15 protein-coding genes are annotated in these 18348 nt (G+C 67.2%); 4 read left to right on the plus strand and 11 right to left on the minus strand.

The window, feature by feature from the left end; all coding sequences use genetic code 11:
- Positions 1 to 444: 444 nt before the first annotated feature.
- From DIE17_RS22350 to hpnI, 9 genes are all read right to left on the minus strand, one after another.
- The gene (locus tag DIE17_RS22350) at positions 445 to 1488 is read right to left on the minus strand and encodes a GlxA family transcriptional regulator (RefSeq protein WP_124487403.1); all 1044 of its coding nucleotides are present in this window, start codon (positions 1486 to 1488) and stop codon (positions 445 to 447) included.
- Between the two features lie 19 nt (positions 1489 to 1507).
- A complete protein-coding gene (locus DIE17_RS22355) occupies positions 1508 to 2308 on the minus strand; it encodes an ABC transporter ATP-binding protein (RefSeq protein WP_124487404.1) in 801 nt (266 codons plus the stop codon).
- 20 nt (positions 2309 to 2328) lie between these two features.
- Positions 2329 to 3042: an ABC transporter permease gene (locus DIE17_RS22360; RefSeq protein WP_044849122.1), complete on the minus strand. Its 714-nt coding sequence runs from the start codon at positions 3040 to 3042 to the stop codon at positions 2329 to 2331.
- Complete coding sequence (locus tag DIE17_RS22365) at positions 3039 to 3728, minus strand: ABC transporter permease (protein ID WP_044849121.1); 690 nt, start codon at positions 3726 to 3728, stop codon at positions 3039 to 3041. Before DIE17_RS22365 ends, DIE17_RS22360 begins: the two co-directional genes overlap by 4 nt.
- Before the next feature lie 265 nt (positions 3729 to 3993).
- Positions 3994 to 4551 (minus strand): lipoprotein, encoded by a 558-nt coding sequence (locus DIE17_RS22370; protein WP_044849120.1) that lies wholly within the window; start codon positions 4549 to 4551, stop codon positions 3994 to 3996.
- An 88-nt stretch (positions 4552 to 4639) separates the two neighbouring features.
- The gene (locus tag DIE17_RS22375) at positions 4640 to 5680 is read right to left on the minus strand and encodes an HpnL family protein (RefSeq protein ID WP_124521341.1); all 1041 of its coding nucleotides are present in this window, start codon (positions 5678 to 5680) and stop codon (positions 4640 to 4642) included.
- Positions 5677 to 6561 (minus strand): hopanoid biosynthesis-associated protein HpnK, encoded by an 885-nt coding sequence (gene hpnK, locus DIE17_RS22380; protein WP_124487405.1) that lies wholly within the window; start codon positions 6559 to 6561, stop codon positions 5677 to 5679. Before hpnK ends, DIE17_RS22375 begins: the two co-directional genes overlap by 4 nt.
- Positions 6562 to 6564: 3 nt before the next feature.
- Positions 6565 to 8007 carry a hopanoid biosynthesis associated radical SAM protein HpnJ gene (gene hpnJ, locus DIE17_RS22385; protein ID WP_308234889.1) on the minus strand — a complete coding sequence of 481 codons (1443 nt, stop codon included), beginning with the start codon at positions 8005 to 8007 and terminating at the stop codon, positions 6565 to 6567.
- A gap of 167 nt (positions 8008 to 8174) precedes the next feature.
- The gene (hpnI, locus tag DIE17_RS22390; protein ID WP_124521343.1) at positions 8175 to 9350 is read right to left on the minus strand and encodes a bacteriohopanetetrol glucosamine biosynthesis glycosyltransferase HpnI; all 1176 of its coding nucleotides are present in this window, start codon (positions 9348 to 9350) and stop codon (positions 8175 to 8177) included.
- A 640-nt stretch (positions 9351 to 9990) separates the two neighbouring features.
- Between hpnI and DIE17_RS22395 the strand changes: the two genes are divergently transcribed.
- A complete protein-coding gene (locus DIE17_RS22395; RefSeq protein WP_124487406.1) occupies positions 9991 to 10989 on the plus strand; it encodes an LLM class flavin-dependent oxidoreductase in 999 nt (332 codons plus the stop codon).
- A 42-nt stretch (positions 10990 to 11031) separates the two neighbouring features.
- Here DIE17_RS22395 and DIE17_RS22400 read toward each other — a convergent pair whose 3' ends face one another.
- Entirely contained in the window at positions 11032 to 12093 is a 1062-nt protein-coding gene (locus DIE17_RS22400) for an alpha/beta fold hydrolase (RefSeq protein WP_124487407.1), read from the minus strand.
- A gap of 174 nt (positions 12094 to 12267) precedes the next feature.
- Between DIE17_RS22400 and pdxY the strand changes: the two genes are divergently transcribed.
- From pdxY to DIE17_RS22420, 3 genes are all read left to right on the plus strand, one after another.
- On the plus strand, positions 12268 to 13128 hold the full coding sequence (gene pdxY, locus DIE17_RS22405; protein WP_124487408.1) for a pyridoxal kinase PdxY: 861 nt from the start codon (positions 12268 to 12270) through the stop codon (positions 13126 to 13128).
- A 378-nt stretch (positions 13129 to 13506) separates the two neighbouring features.
- Positions 13507 to 15651, plus strand: coding sequence for a phosphocholine-specific phospholipase C (locus DIE17_RS22410; protein ID WP_124921308.1), 2145 nt, complete (start codon positions 13507 to 13509; stop codon positions 15649 to 15651).
- 358 nt (positions 15652 to 16009) lie between these two features.
- A complete protein-coding gene (locus DIE17_RS22420; protein WP_044844737.1) occupies positions 16010 to 17158 on the plus strand; it encodes a branched-chain amino acid ABC transporter substrate-binding protein in 1149 nt (382 codons plus the stop codon).
- 219 nt (positions 17159 to 17377) lie between these two features.
- Here DIE17_RS22420 and DIE17_RS22425 read toward each other — a convergent pair whose 3' ends face one another.
- Positions 17378 to 18139, minus strand: a complete 762-nt coding sequence (locus DIE17_RS22425; protein WP_124487410.1) for a FadR/GntR family transcriptional regulator — start codon at positions 18137 to 18139, stop codon at positions 17378 to 17380.
- Positions 18140 to 18348 lie beyond the last annotated feature (209 nt).

Here is an 18348-nt window from a genome sequence, read left to right on the forward strand (position 1 = left end):
TTTGCACAATTGCGGCAAGCGACGCATGAATTGAATAAATTGAAATCGTCGTTGTGGTACAGCGGCCCCTCACTGATTTGGGGAACTGATCAGTGGGTGTCCATGCGTGGCGCGGGCGCATGAATGCGGCCGAAGAACCTTGCAGCCGAGCATAGCGAGGATGGAGCTAGCGGGCGGTATACCGCTCCGTTGCGTAGGGAGTGGTGTCAGAACCATTGCTCGAACCACTCCGGGTTCCCGACTGGCGCGGACACTTAGGCGAGGGCCACTTGGTGGACTACGGCACCGGGAAGTCATGCGTTATCCGGGCGCCTTTCTTTTGGTTACTTTTCTTTGGCAAGACAAAGAAAAGTAACCGCCGCCCCGCGCAGGGGCGACGCTAATAGACCGACACGATCGCAGGTGCTTCACGTCAAACGCAAGCGCACCATCAAAAAAACAGAATCAATCCTTAGCCCCCCGCTCAACAAGCGCGCCCCCGCGAGGCTCCCCCCCACCGCCGGTCTGCTTCTCGAGCCAGGCTCTCCGATCCTCCCGAGGCGTGACCCCAAACCTTTCGCGGTACGCATTAGAAAAGTGCGCAGCAGAAGAAAACCCACAGGCGAGGCTCACCTGAACGACCGACTTGCTGGTCCGCTGCAACTGCGTGCGAGCCTTGAGCAACCGGAGATTGAGGTAATACTTGGAGGGCATCGCCCCGAGATACTGCCGGAAGAGCCGCTCCAGCTGCCGCCGCGACACGCCGACGAGCCCGGCGATCTCATCGGTCGTCAAAGGATCCTCGACATTGGCTTCCATCAAAAGCAACGCATCGTTCAGCCGAGGATGCCGCTCACCGGGCGCGGTCACAAAAGGAATCCGCTGCCGCTCCTCGCCGCTGCGCAGCGTGCCGGCCCCGAGCGCGTCGGCAATGCGCTCACCCAGGTCCGCCCCGTGTTCCCGGCCGATCATGGCCAGCATGAAATCGACGGTCGCCTGCCCGCCCGCACAGGTCGCCCGATCGCGATCGATCTCGAAGATCTGCTGCGTGACGATCGAGCGCTCGAACTGTTCGGCAAACTGCTGATACGTCTCCCAGTTCACGCTCACGCGATATCCGGAAAGCTGCCCGGCCATCGCGAGCCACCACACGCCGTGGTGAATCCCCGTGACGACCGGCGTGCGCTGCCCCACCCGCGCGAGACTCGCAAGAAACAACCGATAGTCGGCAAACTGCTGAAACCGCTCCGACACGACGATCAGCCAGTCGCACGCGATCGCATCGTTGAACGCCGCATCGGCATGCCACTGCGCGCCGCCGGCGAGCGGCACCGGCCGCCCGTCCCACGAACACACCTGCCAGCGATACAGCAAGCGCCCGTCGATCTCGTTCGCGAGATGCAACGCATCGACGATCGGACCCACACCCGACATCGACACGGGCGGCAATGCAACGATCGCCACCTGCGTCGTGCGGGTGGCGCCTGCGGGACGAGACACCGGTACCACGTATGAAACGCCCTTCGCGTTACTTGAGGCTACCCGACAGGAACTGCTTCAGACGCTCGCTCTGCGGACGCACCAGCACCTCCTTCGGATCACCCTCTTCCTCGGTCCGCCCCTGATGCAGGAACATCACGTGATTCGACACGTTGCGCGCGAAACCCATCTCGTGCGTGACGACGATCATCGTGCGGCCTTCCTCGGCCAGCTTCTGCATCACCTTCAGCACTTCGCCGACCAGTTCCGGGTCGAGCGCCGACGTCGGCTCGTCGAACAGCATCACGTCCGGATGCATCGCCAGCGCCCGCGCGATCGCGACACGCTGCTGCTGGCCACCCGACAAATGCGACGGATACTGCTTCTCGACGCGCGGCGGCAAACCGACCTTCTCCAGGTACTCGCGCGCACGCTCCTCGGCTTCCTTCTTCGCAATGCCGAGCACGTGCACCGGCGCTTCCATCACGTTCTCGAGCACGTTCATGTGCGCCCACAGATTGAAGTGCTGGAACACCATCGCGAGCTTGGTGCGGATGCGCTGCAGCTGCTTGTGATCGGCCACCTCGAGCGCACCGGCGCGGTCGGTCCTGGTGCGCACGGCCTCGCCGTCGACGACGATCTGCCCCGCATTCGGCCGCTCGAGAAAATTGATGCAGCGCAGGAACGTGCTCTTGCCGGAACCGCTGGCGCCGATGATGCTGATGACGTCGCCGGCCTTCGCGTTCAGCGACACGCCCTTGAGCACCTCGTTGTCGCCATAGCGCTTGTGAATGTCGACCGCGGCAAGCTTGGTGGAAGCGGACGCGCTCGTTTGAGTGATCTCGGCCATCTGGCTCTCCTCGAATGAAATCAATGACGGCCGGCCGCGAGATACGCGAGCCAGTGGCGCTCCGCCCGGCGAAATGCCGCGACGAGTGCGAACGATACCGCAAGATAGATCAGTGCGGCGATCCCGAACGACTGGAACGCCATGTAGGTCGCGGAATTGGCGTCACGCGCGACCTTCAGGATGTCGGGCACGGTCGCCGTGAACGCAACGGTGGTCGCGTGCAGCATCAGGATCACCTCGTTGCTGTACAGCGGCAGCGCACGGCGCAGCGCCGACGGCAGGATCACCCGGCGGTACATCGTGAACGGCGACATCCCGTACGCACGCGCCGCCTCGACCTCGCCGTGCGGAATCGCACGAATCGCACCCGCGAAGATCTCGGTCGTGTACGCGCAGGTGTTCAGCGCGAACGCGAGGATCGCGCAGTTGAAGCCGCTGCGGAAGAACGCGTCGAGCAGCGAGTGCGAGCGCACGAACTCGAGGCTGTACATGCCCGTGTACAGCAACAGCAGCTGCACGTAGAGCGGCGTGCCGCGGAACACGTACGTGTAGAACCGCACCGGCATCGACAGCCACTTCTTCTTCGACACGCGTGCGACCGCGAGCGGCACCGCGCACACGAAGCCGAGCGAAATCGACGCGACGAGCAGCCACAGCGTCACCGCAAGGCCGGAGAGGCGCTGGCCGTCCCAGTAAAGGAACGCCTGGCCGAATTCCTGGAGGATCTCGATCATAGTTCTGCGTGGCGCACGCCCGTGGAATAACGTTTCTCGAGCTGGATCAGCACGAGGTTGGAAACGGTCGTGATCGCGAGGTAGATCAGCGCCGCAACGAGGATGAAGAAGAACATGTTGAACGTGCTCTTGCCGGCGTCCTGCGCCGCCTTCACGACGTCCGCGAGACCGATGATCGACACCAGCGCGGTCGCCTTCACGAGCACCTGCCAGTTGTTGCCGATGCCAGGCAGCGCGAAGCGCATCATCTGCGGAAACATGATCCGCACGAACACGCGCAGCCCGCTCATCCCGTACGCCGAGCCGGCCTCGAGCTGGCCGCGCGGCACCGACAGGAACGCACCGCGGAACGTCTCGGTGAAGTACGCGCCGTAGATGAAGCCGAGCGTCAGCACGCCGGCGACGAACGGGTCGATGTCGATCTGGTCCCAGCCGACGAGGTCGGTGAACTGGTTCAGCCAGATCTGGATGCTGTAGAACAACAGCAGCATCAGGACGAGATCGGGCACCGAGCGGATCAGCGTCGTATAACCGGTCGCGACCGCTCGCAGCACCCGGTTGTGCGACAGCTTCGCCACCGCGCCGATCAGCCCCAGCGCCACCGCAGCGGCGAGCGACAGCACCGACAGCTCGATGGTCTGCACGGTGCCGGCCCAGAGGACAGGACCAAAGCCGTAAAGGAACACGCGCGTCTCCAGTGTTGATGTGAACACCGGCGCGCTCACTGTCCGGCGCCGGGCTGACGCGGATAGTCGCAAGCGAAATTGTTTGCCTCAAATCACCGTGCGCGCGATTGCTGCGTCGCAGCAATTCACCCTACCATTTGCAGGCACGGCCTATCGCGCTGTTTCAAAAGGAAAAAAGCCGCTTCCTGACAGTCGGATGACACGCAGGGAAGCGGACTTTTTGCAATTTTCCGGTCGCTTTTTCGATATAGCGCCGGACGCGGGTTCAGCGCCCTTTCAGGATGTCGGAGCGCGAAGTCGTATAGACAAGCCCGTCCGGGCCGAAATGGACGTTGAAGAACGCGTCGGTGTTGACGCCGTCCTCGAGCCAGCGCCAGCTCCATACGGTCTCGGGCTTCAGCGGATACTGCGCGACGTCGCCCGGCTTGCCGAGCAGGCGGCGCACCTCGTCCTCGGTCATCCCCGGGCGCACCTTCGCGAAGTTCTCGGCGGTCAGCACCTGCGTCGCGCCCGTGTAATACCCGCCCGGGTCGAGGTCGACGAACCAGGTCTGGTTGCCCATCGGGCCGCGCGGGTATTCGAGGCGCTTCGAGCCGTCGGTGAACGCGCGCTCGGTCTCGGGCTTGCCCATCGTGGCGCGCACGTCGGCTTCGGTCGAGACGCCGGCCTTCAGCCCCTTGAGCAGCAGCGGCGCCGGCTTGATCGCGTTGAAGAAGTCCCTGATACGTTGCACGTCGAGATTGCCTTGCTTGTCGTCGCAGCCGGTCAGCGCCAGCGCGGCGGCCAGCATCGTGACGGGAAGCAGCCGGAAACGGAAGATCATCGGAAGAAATGCGCGTCGAGAAAACACGCGGCAAGGATACCCGCGCAACGCCAAAAGCGCGAGACGGACCGCGCGGCCCGTCTCGTGATCAATGCGTCGTTTCGGTTTGCACCTGGGCCTCGCGGCCCGCTTGCGGGGTGCGCGGCCCGGCCGGCACCGCCTTGATCCGGTGGCGCGTGCGCACCAGCTCGGCCAGTTGCCACGACCCGAGCGCGAGACAGCCGAACAGCACCTCGCGGCCGCGCTTGACCAGCGCGAGCGACAGCGCCGTCTCGCGATCGACGCCGAACATCTGCGCGAGCAGCACGACGGTCGCCTCCTGCACGCCGAGACCGCCCGGCACCATGAACGCCGCATGCCGCACGGCCTGCGTCATCGCCTCGATCGCGATCGCGCCGCCGATCGAGACCGGATGACCGAGCAGCGCGAGCGCCCAGTAGATTTCGAGCGCGCCGAGCACGTAGCCGGACAGCTGCCAGAAGAACGCACTGAACAGCAGCGGCGTGCGCGACATCAGCGCGTCGATGTCGCCGTCGAGGCGGCGGCCGTCGACGCCCTGCAGCAACCGGTGCGAATCGCCGAGCAGACGCCCCGCGAACCGCTCGATCGCATGGAAGATCCCGCCGCGCCGCATCAGCACGACGCCGAGCACCGGCAGCGGCAGGGTCAGCAGCAGCGCGAGGCCGATCGTGCCGCCGCCCATGTCGTGCGTCGTCGCGAGCAGCAGCACGAGGCCGAGCGCCGCGAACGCATACTGGACGACGATCGTCACCAGCACCTCGACGATCACCGACGCGGTCACGCGGCTCGCGTCGGGCACCTGCCAGCGCGCCATCCGGATCCCGACCAGCTCGCCGCCGATCCCGACGACCGGCAGCAGCCGGTTCACCGCTTCACGCACGGTCGCGACCCACCACAGGAACGACAGCGACGCGCGCCGGTCGAGCAGCTGGTGCCACGCATACGCGTCGAGCAGCAGCGGCAGCGCATGGAACGGCACGAGCCACAGCAGCGCGAAGCCGGCGCGCTCGAGCATCCGCGTCACGTCGCCGATGCCTTCGTGCAGCCCGAGCGCGAGCAGGATCCCGATGCCGATCGGCCAGCCGAGCCATTTGATCCACTTGGTCATGACGGCTGCGCCCCCGCTTCGCGCGACGCGTGCGTGCCGCGCCGCGCCGCCGGCTGGCCGAACACGTCGGCAAAACCGCCGGTCGCGACGCCCGCGGCCTTCAGCGCGGCCGCGACGCGCGGCGACAGCAGCGCATCCAGTTCGTCGACCGGCCGGTAAGCGGCCATCGTCGGCGTGATCGGGCCGTCCCCGGCTTCCGCCGGATGACAGTAGATCTCGCCGACCCCGGGCGGCAGCGCCGCGAGCGCGTCGAGCAGCACGCGCTCGTCCATCGCGCCCGTATGCTCGATGCCGACCACGTAGTCGTTGTGCGCGAGCCCCGCACGGTCGAGCCGCGCGCGCACCAGCGCGATCCACGGCTTGAGCAGCGCGGGCGCGCGCGTTTCGTACGGCAGCCGCACCGCACGCAGCCCGTAGTCGCGGCCGATCTCGATGATCATCGACAGCACGGTCGGATGCAGGTGGAAATGCTTGTGCGCGTTCACGTGGTCGAGCGGCAGGCCGCTCGCCGCGAACGCGTCGAACTGCGCGCGGATCTCGCGGCGCAGCTGCGCACGCACGTGCGGCAGGAAGAAGAAGCGGCAGCCGTCCTTCGCCATCGCATCGCCGAAGCGCCCGTCGCGGCCGACGAGCGCGGGAATGTCATGCGCGGGCAGCGTGGCCGGCCCGTCCGCGAGGACGAGATGCAGGCCGACCGCGAGCGACGGCAGGCGCCGCGCGCGTTCGATCGCGTCCTGCGCCGCGGGCGCACCGACCATCAGGCTCGCGGCGTTCAGCACGCCGTCGCGATGCGCGCGCTCGACCGCCGCGTTGACGCGCGGATGCAGCCCGAAGTCGTCCGCGGTGAAGATCAGCGCCCGCGCCGCCCGCTGCGTCGCCACGAATCAGGCCTCGTGCGCGCGCAGGAAGCGGAAGAACTCGACGCCTTCGCGCAAGCGACGCTTCATCATGTCCCAGCTCGTCAGCATCTCGCGGACGATCTCCCAGATCTTCGACGGGCGGAAGTAGAACTGGCGATAGAACTGCTCGAGATGGTGATAGATCTCGTCGCGCGACAGGTGCGGATAGCCGATCGCCGCGAGCTGCACGCCTTCCTTGCTGACCAGGTTGATGGTCTTGTTCTCTTCCATCCAGCCGTTCTCGACGGCCTGCTTGTAAAGCGTCGTGCCCGGATACGGCGCGGCGAGCGACACCTGGATCGTGTGCGGATTGATTTCCTTCGCGTACTCGATCGTCTTCTTGATGGTGTCCTGCGTCTCGCCCGGCAGGCCGAGGATGAAGGTGCCGTGGATCTTGATCCCGAGCTTCTTGCAGTCCGCGCTGAAGCGGCGCGCGAAATCGGTGCGCACGCCCTTCTTGATGTTCACGAGGATCTGGTCGTCGCCGGATTCGAAGCCGACCAGCAGCAGGCGCAGGCCGTTTTCCTTCATGATCTTCAGCGACTTGTACGGCACGTTCGCCTTCGCGTTGCACGACCACGTCATGCCGAGCTTGCCCAGGCCGATGGCGATCGCTTCGGCGCGCGGCAGGTCGTCGGTGAAGGTGTCGTCGTCGAACATCAGCTCCTTCACTTCCGGCATGTTGTCGCGGATCCACTTCGCTTCCGCGAGCACGTTCTCGACCGAGCGCGTGCGGTAGCGGTGGCCGCTGACCGTCTGCGGCCACAGGCAGAACGTGCAGCGCGACTTGCAGCCGCGGCCCGTGTAGATCGACACGTACGGGTAGTTCAGGTAGCCGATGAAGTAGTTGTCGATCTTCAGGTCGCGCTTGTAGACGGGCGCGACGAACGGCAGTTCGTCCATGTTCTCGAGGATCGGACGCGCTTCGTTGTGCTCGATCGAGCCGTCCTTCGCGCGCCAGCTCAAGCCCTTGATCTCGGGGAACGGCTTGCCTTCGGCGATTTCCTTGCAGGTGTAGTCGAATTCCTCGCGGCACACGAAGTCGATCGCGTCGCTCGCCGTGAGCGAGTTGTGCGGATCGACCATCACCTTCGCGCCCACCATGCCGACCAGCATCGACGGCTTCATCTTCTTCAGATCCTGCGCGAACATCGCGTCGGTCGGGAACGACGGCGTGCTCGTGTGGATGATCACGAGATCGTAGTCGTTGGCGATCTTCAGCGTTTCCTCGACCGACAGGCCGTCGGCCGGCGCGTCGACGACGCGGCTGCCCGGCACGAGCGCGGCCGGCTGCGCGAGCCACGTCGGGTACCAGAAGGAACGGATTTCGCGCTTCGCCTGATAGCGCGAGCCGGCTCCGCCGTCGAAGCCGTCATACGAAGGGGCCTGCAAGAACAGCGTTTTCATGAATGCTCCGGTAGCCTGCATAGTTCGATTCGTTTCAACGATTCAGTCAATCAACCGCGGGCCGCCCTGCCGGCGCCCGCCTCTCTGTCATGTCGCGTCGCGCGACGTGGCCGCGCAACGCGTCTCGGCCTTCGGGCCGGATTCGATCGGGACCGGGCGCATCGCCGGTTCCCTTCGGGGAACGTACGTCAGCGGCCGTCCCCGCCCTCCACGATCACCGTCGCGCGTTCGCCGCCGACGACCGTCATCCGCGCGCCGCGCCACACGACGTGCGTGCCGAACACGGCCGCGAGCCATTCGAGCGCGAGCAGCGTGTCGCGCACCGCGACGAGCGGCAGGTCGCGCCAGAACGCGCGCCAGCCGTCCTCGCCGCGCGCGTGCAGCACCAGCCGCCCGAACGCGCCCACCACGGCCGCGCCACCCGCCAGCGTGCCGGCGATGGTGCCGTCGAGACGCAGCGCGAGCGCCGCGCCGATCGCGAGCCACGGCGCGGTAAACGTGATGAACAGGAACGCGAAGCCGGCCGGGTTCAGCGAACGGATCGTGCGCAGCCAGCGCGTCTCGCGGTGCCAGAGCGGCCCGAACGACGGCTCGATCACGTCGGTCGCGACCTCGACCTCGGACAGCACGGTGCGCCGCCCGAGGCGGCGCGGCAGCTCGGCCAGCCAGAAGTCGTCGGCCAGCTCGTCCTTCAACGCGAGAAAACCGCCGATCCGCTCGAGCGTGTCGCGCGTGAGCGCGAGCGTCGCGCCGAAACCGAAGCGGCTCGAGCGGCCGAGGTGCGTGATCCGTACCGACGGCGCGAACCACGCATCGACGAACTGCGCGCCGATCCGCGTCCAGAACCCGCCGACGCTGCGCGCATGATACAGGCACGTGACGACCCCGACCGACGCGTCGGCGAGCGGCGCCGTCACGCGCTCCAGATAGTCCGGCTTCACCGCGATGTCGCTGTCCGCGATCACGATGCGGCCGTACTTCGCGCGTTCGGCGAGATTGATCAGGTTGCTGACCTTCAGGTTCTTGCCGTGCACGCGCGCGTCGATCACGAGCGTGATGTCGCATTCCGGATAATCGGCGCGCAGCCGCTCGACCACGGCGACCGCCGGATCGGAGGCCGACGCGACCCCGAACAGCACTTCATGGCGCGGGTGGCGCTGTTCGCAGAACGTCGCGAGGTTCTCGTACAGGTGCGGCTCGGCGCCGCACAGCGGCTTGAGCACGCTGACGGGCTCGAAACCGTCGCGTGCGGCGGTGCGCGGCGTGCGCGGGCGCGGCGCGAACGCCGCGACGAACGCATAGCCGGCCGCAGCCAGCGTGAACACGGTCAGGAGCCAGTCGAGCAGCGTGACGGTCGGCGTCATGCGCGACGCCCTCCGGCGACGCGGGCGCCCTGCCGACCGATCGAACCGGGTTGAACGTGATTGGGTATTCCGACAGCAACGAACGCGGGCACGACCCGACTCCTTGTTCCAGCAGCGTCTGTGTAATGGGGAGGCACGGCCCATTTCCCCGAAAGCGGCCATGCCCGGCATCGCGTGGCACATCCTCGCGCGATGCCCGGACGGGATGCGGGAAGATTCTAATGGCTACCGTCGGCACAACATGGACAGGCGCCGGATTTTAGCAGCCCGCGCCACCCCGCGCTTGGCACCACGCGAAACGGACTACTGCGATTTCGGCAAAGCTGTGCGGCCGGGGAACCATTCCGGTGCCACCTCGTTCACGTTAGCGTAAGCACTTTGCAGGCGGATTGCAGTCTTGAAAATCAAACGTTTCGTGGAAATTTGTATGTCGATGCGAAGACATGCCCAATCGCCGTAAAGATCGGTAATTATTCGGTGATTAGATTGATTTTTGCAACAGTTGCCCGCGCCACCTTGCGCCCCTGAAAGGCGCATGGGTATCCGCGCGTCGCCAGCGCGTTCCGGAACCCTTTGGCAAAATCATCGCCAACTGTTGCGCATCCGCATCACCGCGCCCCTCCCTTCCGAAGGCCACCCGATGATTCCGTTTTCCGTACTCGATCTCGCCCCCATTCCCGCCGGCGCAGACGCCGCGCAGGCGTTCCGCAACACCGTCGATCTCGCGCAGCACGCGGAGCGCCTCGGTTATCGCCGCTACTGGCTCGCCGAACATCACAACATGCCCGGCATCGCGAGCGCGGCGACGGCCGTCGTGATCGGCCACGTGGCGGGAGCGACGAAGACGATCCGCGTCGGCTCGGGCGGGATCATGCTGCCGAACCATGCGCCGCTCGTGATCGCCGAGCAGTTCGGCACGCTCGCGTCGCTGTATCCGGGGCGCATCGACCTCGGGCTCGGTCGCGCGCCCGGCACCGACCAGACCACGTCGCGCGCGCTGCGCCGCGACCTGATCGGCAGCGCCGACTCGTTTCCGGACGACGTCGCCGAGCTGCAGCGCTACTTCGCGGAACCGGTGCCCGGCCAGCGCGTGCGCGCGGTGCCCGGCGCGGGGCTGGACGTGCCCGTGTGGCTGCTCGGTTCGAGCCTCTTCAGCGCGCAACTCGCCGCGATGCTCGGGCTGCCGTTCGCGTTCGCGTCGCACTTCGCGCCGGACTACCTGATGCGCGCGCTCGAAGTCTATCGCGCGCAGTACCGGCCGTCGGCCGCGTGGCCGAAGCCGCATGCGATGGTCGGCGTCAACGTGTTCGCGGCCGATACCGACGACGAGGCGCGGCGCCTCTTCACGTCGCTGCAGCAGCAGTTCATCAACCTGCGCCGCGGCACGCCCGGCAAGCTGCCGCCGCCCGTCGACGCGCTCGAGGCGAGCGAGTTCGAACTCGCGAACGTCGCGCATGCGCTGTCGTTCGCGGCCGTCGGCTCGCGCGACACGGTGCGCGACAAGCTGCGCGACCGGATCGCGCAAACCGGCGCTAACGAGGTGATCATCACCGCGCAGATCTACGATCACGCCGCGCGCGTGCGCTCGTTCGAGCTGGCCGCGCAGATCCGCGACGAACTCGCGAACGAAACCCGCTGACCCGGCGGGCGGCCCACCCAGGCGGGTGCGCCCGCCTGCGCGTCACTGCGGGTGCACCGCCCCCATCCCGTCGAGCAGCGCCTTGTGGAACGCGTCCGGATCCTGGATCTGCGGCGCGTGCCCGAGCGCCGGGAATTCGACGAGCTGCGCGCCGGGAATCGCCGCCTGCGTGCGTTTCGCGAGTTCCGGGTAACGGCCGAGCTTCGCGTGCACGTCCGGCGGCGCCACGTCCTTGCCGATCGCGGTCGTGTCCTTGTCGCCGATCAGCAGCAGCGTCGGCACGCGTATCGCGCCGAGTTCGTAGACCACCGGCTGCGTGAGGATCATGTCGTAGATCAGCGCCGAGTTCCACGCGACCGCGTCGCGGCCCGGGCCGCGATACATGCCGGCGAGCATCTGCACCCAGCGCTCGTAGGACGGCGCCCACTTGCCCGCGTAGTAGGTCGCCTGCTCGTAACGGCGGATGCCGTCCGCCGTCGTCTTCTGCTCGCGTGCGTACCAGTAGTCGACCGACAGCGGCGGCACGCCGAGCGCCTTCCAGTCCTCGAGGCCGATCGGGTTCACCAGCACGAGCTGCTCGGTCGCCTTCGGGTACATCAGCGCGTAACGCATCGCGAGCATCCCGCCCGTCGAATGGCCGACGATCGTCGCCGATTTCACGCCGACCGACTCGAGCAGCGCATGCGTGTTGCGCGCGAGCTGCTGGAAGCTGTACTGGTAGCGCTCGGGCTTCGACGACTTGCAGAAGCCGATCTGGTCCGGCGCGATCACGCGATAGCCGGCGCGGCTCAGCACGCCGATCGTGTCTTCCCAGGTCGCCGCGCAAAAGTTCTTCCCGTGCAGCAGCACGACGGTGCGGCCGTTCGGGTGCGCCGGCTGCACGTCCATGTACATCATCTCGAGGGTGTCGCGCTGCGACACGAACGCGTAGCGATGCACCGGCTCCGGATAGGCGAAGCCTTCCAGGCGAGGGCCGTACGCGGGCCCGTCGTTGCCGGCCGGTGCCGGGACGGCGACCGCGACCGACGTCGCGCATGCGGCGGCGACGCCCGCGCCGAGCACGGCCGCGCGCGCGAGGGAGAACATCTTGCAATTCGAAGGCATGGCGCTCACGGTAATGGGAAATGCACGCGGTCAGCCGGGCGGCTTCACGCCCCGCGATTCTACGCGGTCGGGCTGACGACGGCGCGCAACACTCGTCGGCCGAGCGACTTCCGCGCACGCGACGAACTCGGGTATCGTGTGACGAGACCCTGAAACGCCTGCAGGCGAACGCTCATGAAAAACGTCCTCAGCATTCAGTCGCACGTCATCTACGGACACGCCGGCAACAGCGCGGCCGTGTTCCCGATGCAGCGCCTCGGCGTCAACGTCTGGCCGCTCAACACCGTCCAGCTGTCGAATCACATGCAGTACGGCCACTGGGCCGGTAGCGCGATCGACGCCGCGAAGATGGAGCAGCTGGTCGACGGCGTCGCCGCGATCGGCGCGCTCAAGCGCTGCGACGCGGTACTGTCCGGCTTCCTCGGCTCGCCGGCGCAGGCGCGCGCGACGGTCGAGATCGTGCGCTCGGTGAAGGCGATGAACCCGAACGCGTGGTACTTCTGCGATCCGGCGATGGGCCAGACGGGCGGCATCCGCCCCGAACCCGGCGTCGAGGAATTCATCGTCGCGGAGATGCCGGCGCTCGCGGACGGCATGTCGCCGAACCACACCGAGCTCCAGAAGCTCGCCGGGCGGCGCATCGAGACCGTCGCCGAAGCCGTCGACGCGTGCCGCGCGCTGATCCGCCGCGGGCCGAAAATCATCCTCGTCAAGCACCTGCACGACCGCAGCAGCCCGGCCGACCGCTTCAACATGCTCGCCGTCACCGAGACCGAAGCGTGGATCGGCCAGCGCCCGCTGTATGCGTTTCCGCGCCATCCGGTCGGTGTCGGCGACCTCACCAGCGCCATTTTCGTCGCGCGCCGGTTGCGCGGCGACTCGGTGCGCGCCGCGTTCGAGCACACGCTCGCGGCGGTGCACGCGGTCGTGAAGGCAACCTACGACGCACGCCGCTACGAGCTCGAACTCGTCGCCGCGCAGGACGAAATCGCGCGCCCGAGCGAATGGTTCGGCGCGTGGGTGACGGACGCCTGACGCCGCTGCATCCGCATCGCCGGCGCGCGTCAAGCGCCATCTGCTGCCTGCTGTCCTGCTGTCCTGCTGTCCTGCTGTCCTGCTGTCCGCTGTCCCGCTTTCCCGCTTTCCCGCTTTCCCGCTTTCCCGCTTTCCCGCTTTCCCGCTTTCCCGCTTTCCCGCTATCCGCGTCCCCGCTGCCCGTTGCACCGCGACCGTCGGCCGTTGTCCGTTCAACGCCGCGCCTGCAAACGTTTCCGGACTTCACATGAATGACACCGATTTCTCGCTATGCTCGCGGCGGCACGACCCGGCGCAGCCGCATCCTGCGCCACGGGGCGCGTCCATTTTCCGCATGTCCCGCCAACCGGCTCCCCCCTTTAACGCACGATAACGACCATGACCCGATCGAACCGTCGTGACTTCCTGCGCGTCGCCGCCGGCACCGCCGGCGCAGCCGCACTGAACCTGTTCCCGCCCGTGATCCGCGATGCGCTCGCCATCCCCTCGAACCGCCGTACCGGCACGATCCGCGATATCGAACACATCGTGATCCTGATGCAGGAGAACCGTTCGTTCGACCATTACTTCGGCACGATGCGTGGTGTCCGCGGATTCGGCGACCCGCGCCCGCTGCGCCTCGCGAGCGGCAAGTCGGTGTTCCATCAGCCGGTCGGCCCGGCCGAGCTGCTGCCGTTCCACCCGGGCGCCGACAAGCTCGGCCTGCAGTTCCTGCAGGACTTGCCGCACGGCTGGCAGGACATGCACGCCGCATGGAACAAGGGCCGCTACGACCAGTGGGTGCCGAACAAGGGCACCACGACGATGGCGTACCTGAAGCGCGACGACATCCCGTTCCACTACCAGCTCGCCGACGCGTTCACGATCTGCGACGCGTACCACTGCGCGATCCCGAGCTCGACCGACCCGAACCGCTACTACATGTGGACCGGCTACGTCGGCAATGACGGCACGGGCGGCGGCCCGGTGCTCGGCAACGAGGAAAAGGGCTACGGCTGGACGACCTATCCGGAAGTGCTCGAGCAGGCCGGCGTGTCGTGGAAGATCTACCAGGACGTCGGCACGGGGCTCGACGCGAACGGCTCGTGGGGCTGGACGCAGAACCCGTACATCGGCAACTACGGCGACAACGCGCTGCTCTACTTCAACCAGTACCGCAGCGCGCTGCCCGGCACGCCGCTGTACGACAAGGCGCGCACCGGCACCAACATCAGCGCCGGCGGCACGCTGTTCGACGTGCTGCAGCAGGATGTGAAGAACGGCACGCTGCCGCAGGTGTCGTGGATCTGCGCGCCGGAAGCGTACTCGGAGCACCCGAACTGGCCGGCGAACTACGGCGCGTGGTACATCGAGCAGGTGCTGAAGGTGCTCGTATCGAATCCGGACGTGTGGAGCAAGACCGCGCTCTTCATCACCTACGACGAGAACGACGGCTTCTTCGACCACGTGCCGCCGCCGTTCGCACCGCAGTCGCGCGAGAACGGGCTGTCGACGGTCGCGACGACCAACGAGGCATTCGCCGGCGACGCGTCGCACATGGCCGGCCCGTACGGGCTCGGGCCGCGCGTGCCGATGCTGGTGGTGTCGCCGTGGACCAAGGGCGGCTGGGTCTGCTCGCAGACCTTCGATCACACGTCGCTGCTGCAATTCATCGAAGCACGCTTCGGCGCGCAGTACGCGGTCACCGCGGCGAACGTGTCGCCGTGGCGCCGCACGGTGTGCGGCAACCTGACGTCCGCGTTCGACTTCGCGACGCCCGACGCAAGCTGGCCGCAGCTCCCGGACACGAGCGGCTACGCGCCGCCCGACCGCAACCGTCACCCCGACTACATCCCGGTGCCGCCGGTCGTCCAGCATCTGCCGAAGCAGGAGGCAGGCCTGCGTCCGGCGCGCGCGCTGCCGTACGAACTGTTCGTGCACGGCCGGATCGACAATGCGAGCGGCCAGTTCCGGCTGACCTTCGCGAACACCGGCACCGCGGGCGCGGCGTTCCAGGTCCAGGCGCGCAATCGTGTCGACGGCCCGTGGACCTACACGGTCGACGCCGGCAAGCGGCTCTCCGACCTGTGGAGCCCGGCGCCGTCGCTCGGCCTGTACGACCTCGACGTGTACGGCCCGAACGGCTTCTACTGCCACTTCCGCAGTCCCGCGGCGATGGCGGTCGGCCCCGCGAGCATCAACCCCGAGGTGATCTACGGCTACGACGTCGCGAACGGCAACATCACGCTGCGCCTGATGAACCGCGGCCACCAGGCCGTGCGGCTCAGGGTGACGAGCGCCTACGGCCACGGCCATGCGCGCGAGTTCGACCTCAAGCCGGGTATGCACGTCGACGACTACTGGGATCTGCGCGGCAGCCACGGCTGGTACGACCTGACCGTCAGCGACGGCCGCCCGCTCGGCTTCCTGCGCCGTTTCGCGGGCCACGTGGAGACCGGCCGCCCGAGCACGAGCGACCCGGCGATCCGCACGAACGCGTCGCATGACGACGCCGAAGCCGCGTCGGACGCCCTGTCCGACTGACGACGGCGAACGCGGCGCGGCCCCCTCTGGGGGTTGCGCCGCCCGCCCGCACCCGCCTCCCGTTCATTCGTGACGGGAAACTCCCGATACCAGCCGCCCGCGCTCGCGCGGAAGCTGTGCGCAAATCCGCATCGAATGCGCGGCAAATTGCCAAGACCCGCGCATATCGGCGACCTATATATCGAGACGATCGGGGCTCCTCGCAGAGCCTGACGGGAGGTCCTTTCCGGGAAGCATCAGCAAGCCGACCTCCACGTCCGATTCCGAGAAGCGGTCGAACCGCCCGCCCGTCGCACGCGCCCGGCCCGCCGGCTGCGTGCGGTACCCACCCGCTGGTGTTAGAACAAGAGGAACGAACATGACATTCCGTCATTCCCTGTTGTCGGTATCGGTCGTATCCGCGGTAGCCCTTCTCTCGCAACACGCCGCCCAGGCCGCCGACGCGTCCGACGTGAAGGTCGGCTTTGCCGCGCCGCTCACCGGCGTGAACGCCGGCTACGGCAAGGATCTCCAGAACGGCGTGCAGCTCGCGCTCGACGACGCCGCCGCGCAGAAGGTGCAGATCGCCGGCAAGCCCGTGCATTTCGACCTGGTCGTGCAGGACGACCAGGCCGACCCGCGCATCGGCGTGCAGGCCGCGCAGGCGCTCGTCGACCAGAACGTGTCGGTGGTGGTCGGCCACTTCAACTCGGGCACGACGATTCCGGCGTCGGTGGTCTACGACAAGGCCGGCATTCCGGTGATCGACCCGGCCGCGACCAACCCGACGCTCACGTCGCGCGGGCTCGCGAACATGTTCATGGTGATCGCGACCGACGGCCAGAACGCCGGCAACGCGGGCAAGTACGCGGTCGACGTGACCAAGGCGAAGCGCATCGCGATCATCGACGACCGCACCGCGTTCGGCCAGGGTGAGGCCGACGAGTTCGAGAAGGCCGTGAAGGCGGCCGGCGGCAACATCATCGGCCGCGAGTTCACCAGCAACCAGGCGGTCGACTTCCGCGCGCAGATCACGAGCCTGAAGGGCAAGAACCCCGACCTGATCTTCTTCGGCGGTCTCGACTCGCTCGCCGCGAACTTCATCAAGCAGATGCGCCAGCTCGGGCTGAACGCGCAGTTCGTCGGCGGCGGCGGTGTGAAGGACAACGAGTTCATCAAGATCGCCGGCCCGGCCGCGGAAGGCGCGATGGCGTGGGAATACGGGCGGCCGCTCGACGAGCTGCCGCAGGGCAAGGATTTCGAGCAGCGCTTCAAGAAGCGCTTCGGCGTCGACGTGCTGTCGTACGCGCAGTTCGGCTACGACGCGGCGTGGGCGGCGATCAAGGCGATGCAGGCGGCCAACTCGACCGACCCGAAGGTCTATCGCCCGGCGCTGAAGAAGGTCGACTTCGAAGGCGTCACCGGCCGCATCTCGTTCGCGAACGACGGCTCGCTGAAGAGCGGGATGTCGACGCTGTACCAGGTGAAGAGCGGCGCGTGGAAGACCATCGTGACGAAGGGGGGCTGATCGGGCAGGACCGGCGGTCCGGGTAGCCGGGCCGCCCCGGGGCGCGGGCGGCGGCGGGAACGCTGCCCCGCCGCCCCTCGCACGATGCAGGTGACCGGACGATCTGCCGCCGGCACTAAAACGATCGGCGCAATCGCACCGATCTCATACGATGACTGATGTTATGGCGATATTCGTCATGACCTGCGCCACCGCGCAGGCCGTGTCAGCGGCCACGCGTCAGCTGGCCTGCGTGTCGCGTTCCGCCTCGGCCGCTTCGTGCGCACGGCGCAGCCGCTCGCGGCTGTTGGTCAGGTGCGTGCGCATCGCGGCGCGCGCGGCTTCCGGGTCGTGACGCGCGATCGCCTCGTAAATGTCTTCATGCTCGTGATTGAGCCGGCCGACATAGCGCTCGAGGTCGTCGCCGGCGAAGCGCGCCGAATTCACGCGCGTGCGCGGAATGATCGACGCGCCGAGCTGCGTCATGATGTCGACGAAATAGCGGTTGCCGGTGGACTGCGCGATCTGCAGGTGGAACTGGAAATCGAGTGGTGCCGTGTCACGGCCGCCGCCCGCCCCCGACGCAATCGCGTCGAGCGCGCGCCGCAACGCGGCGAGGTCGGTATCGTTCGCGCGCTGCGCGGCGAGGCTCGCGCATTCGCTTTCGAGGCTGATGCGCAGCTCGAGCACCGCCAGCACGTCGCGCAGCGTCGTGATGGTCGCGGGATCGATGCCGAGCGTCTGCCGGCGCGCCGGCTCGAGCACGAAGCTGCCGATGCCGTGGCGCGTCTCGACGAGGCCGCTCGCCTGCATCCGCGAGATCGCTTCGCGCACGACCGTGCGGCTGACGCCCTGCGCCGCCATGACTTCGGTTTCGGTCGGCAGCTTGTCGCCGGGACGCAGCGTGCCGTTTTCGATCTGCGCGGTCAGCGCGTCGACGACATCTTGTGCGAGGCTGCGTGCGCGACGGCGCGGCGCTGCGGGAAGCGTGGGCACGGACATGAGGCCGGTTCCTTTTTGAATGATCGTAATGTGAGCCGAGGGTTTACGCGGGGTTTGAGCGAACGCCGATGATTCATTATACTGCGTCACAAGTCATCCGACGACTGATGATCGCGACACGGATCTCCTGTCGACCGAGGCTGGCGCTCCAGCACTGCCCGGTCCCGTGGTTCGCGATCGGCCGGCATTCGCGCTTCTGCGCGGCTGCC

Origin of the sequence: Burkholderia sp. Bp9099, from assembly GCF_003857805.1 — a bacterium.
GTDB lineage: Bacteria > Pseudomonadota > Gammaproteobacteria > Burkholderiales > Burkholderiaceae > Burkholderia.

What these genes read in the sequence shown, in the direction of transcription:
- pdxY (WP_124487408.1), top strand. Translation starts at nt 12,268, where the DNA reads ATGAAAAACGTCCTCAGCATTCAGTCGCACGTCATCTACGGACACGCC.
- DIE17_RS22355 (WP_124487404.1), bottom strand. Translation starts at nt 2,308, where the DNA reads ATGGCCGAGATCACTCAAACGAGCGCGTCCGCTTCCACCAAGCTTGCC.
- DIE17_RS22425 (WP_124487410.1), bottom strand. Translation starts at nt 18,139, where the DNA reads ATGTCCGTGCCCACGCTTCCCGCAGCGCCGCGCCGTCGCGCACGCAGC.
- DIE17_RS22370 (WP_044849120.1), bottom strand. Translation starts at nt 4,551, where the DNA reads ATGATCTTCCGTTTCCGGCTGCTTCCCGTCACGATGCTGGCCGCCGCG.
- DIE17_RS22395 (WP_124487406.1), top strand. Translation starts at nt 9,991, where the DNA reads ATGATTCCGTTTTCCGTACTCGATCTCGCCCCCATTCCCGCCGGCGCA.
- DIE17_RS22410 (WP_124921308.1), top strand. Translation starts at nt 13,507, where the DNA reads ATGACCCGATCGAACCGTCGTGACTTCCTGCGCGTCGCCGCCGGCACC.
- hpnJ (WP_308234889.1), bottom strand. Translation starts at nt 8,007, where the DNA reads ATGCAGGCTACCGGAGCATTCATGAAAACGCTGTTCTTGCAGGCCCCT.
- hpnI (WP_124521343.1), bottom strand. Translation starts at nt 9,350, where the DNA reads ATGACGCCGACCGTCACGCTGCTCGACTGGCTCCTGACCGTGTTCACG.
- DIE17_RS22375 (WP_124521341.1), bottom strand. Translation starts at nt 5,680, where the DNA reads ATGACCAAGTGGATCAAATGGCTCGGCTGGCCGATCGGCATCGGGATC.
- DIE17_RS22420 (WP_044844737.1), top strand. Translation starts at nt 16,010, where the DNA reads ATGACATTCCGTCATTCCCTGTTGTCGGTATCGGTCGTATCCGCGGTA.
- DIE17_RS22360 (WP_044849122.1), bottom strand. Translation starts at nt 3,042, where the DNA reads ATGATCGAGATCCTCCAGGAATTCGGCCAGGCGTTCCTTTACTGGGAC.
- DIE17_RS22400 (WP_124487407.1), bottom strand. Translation starts at nt 12,093, where the DNA reads ATGCCTTCGAATTGCAAGATGTTCTCCCTCGCGCGCGCGGCCGTGCTC.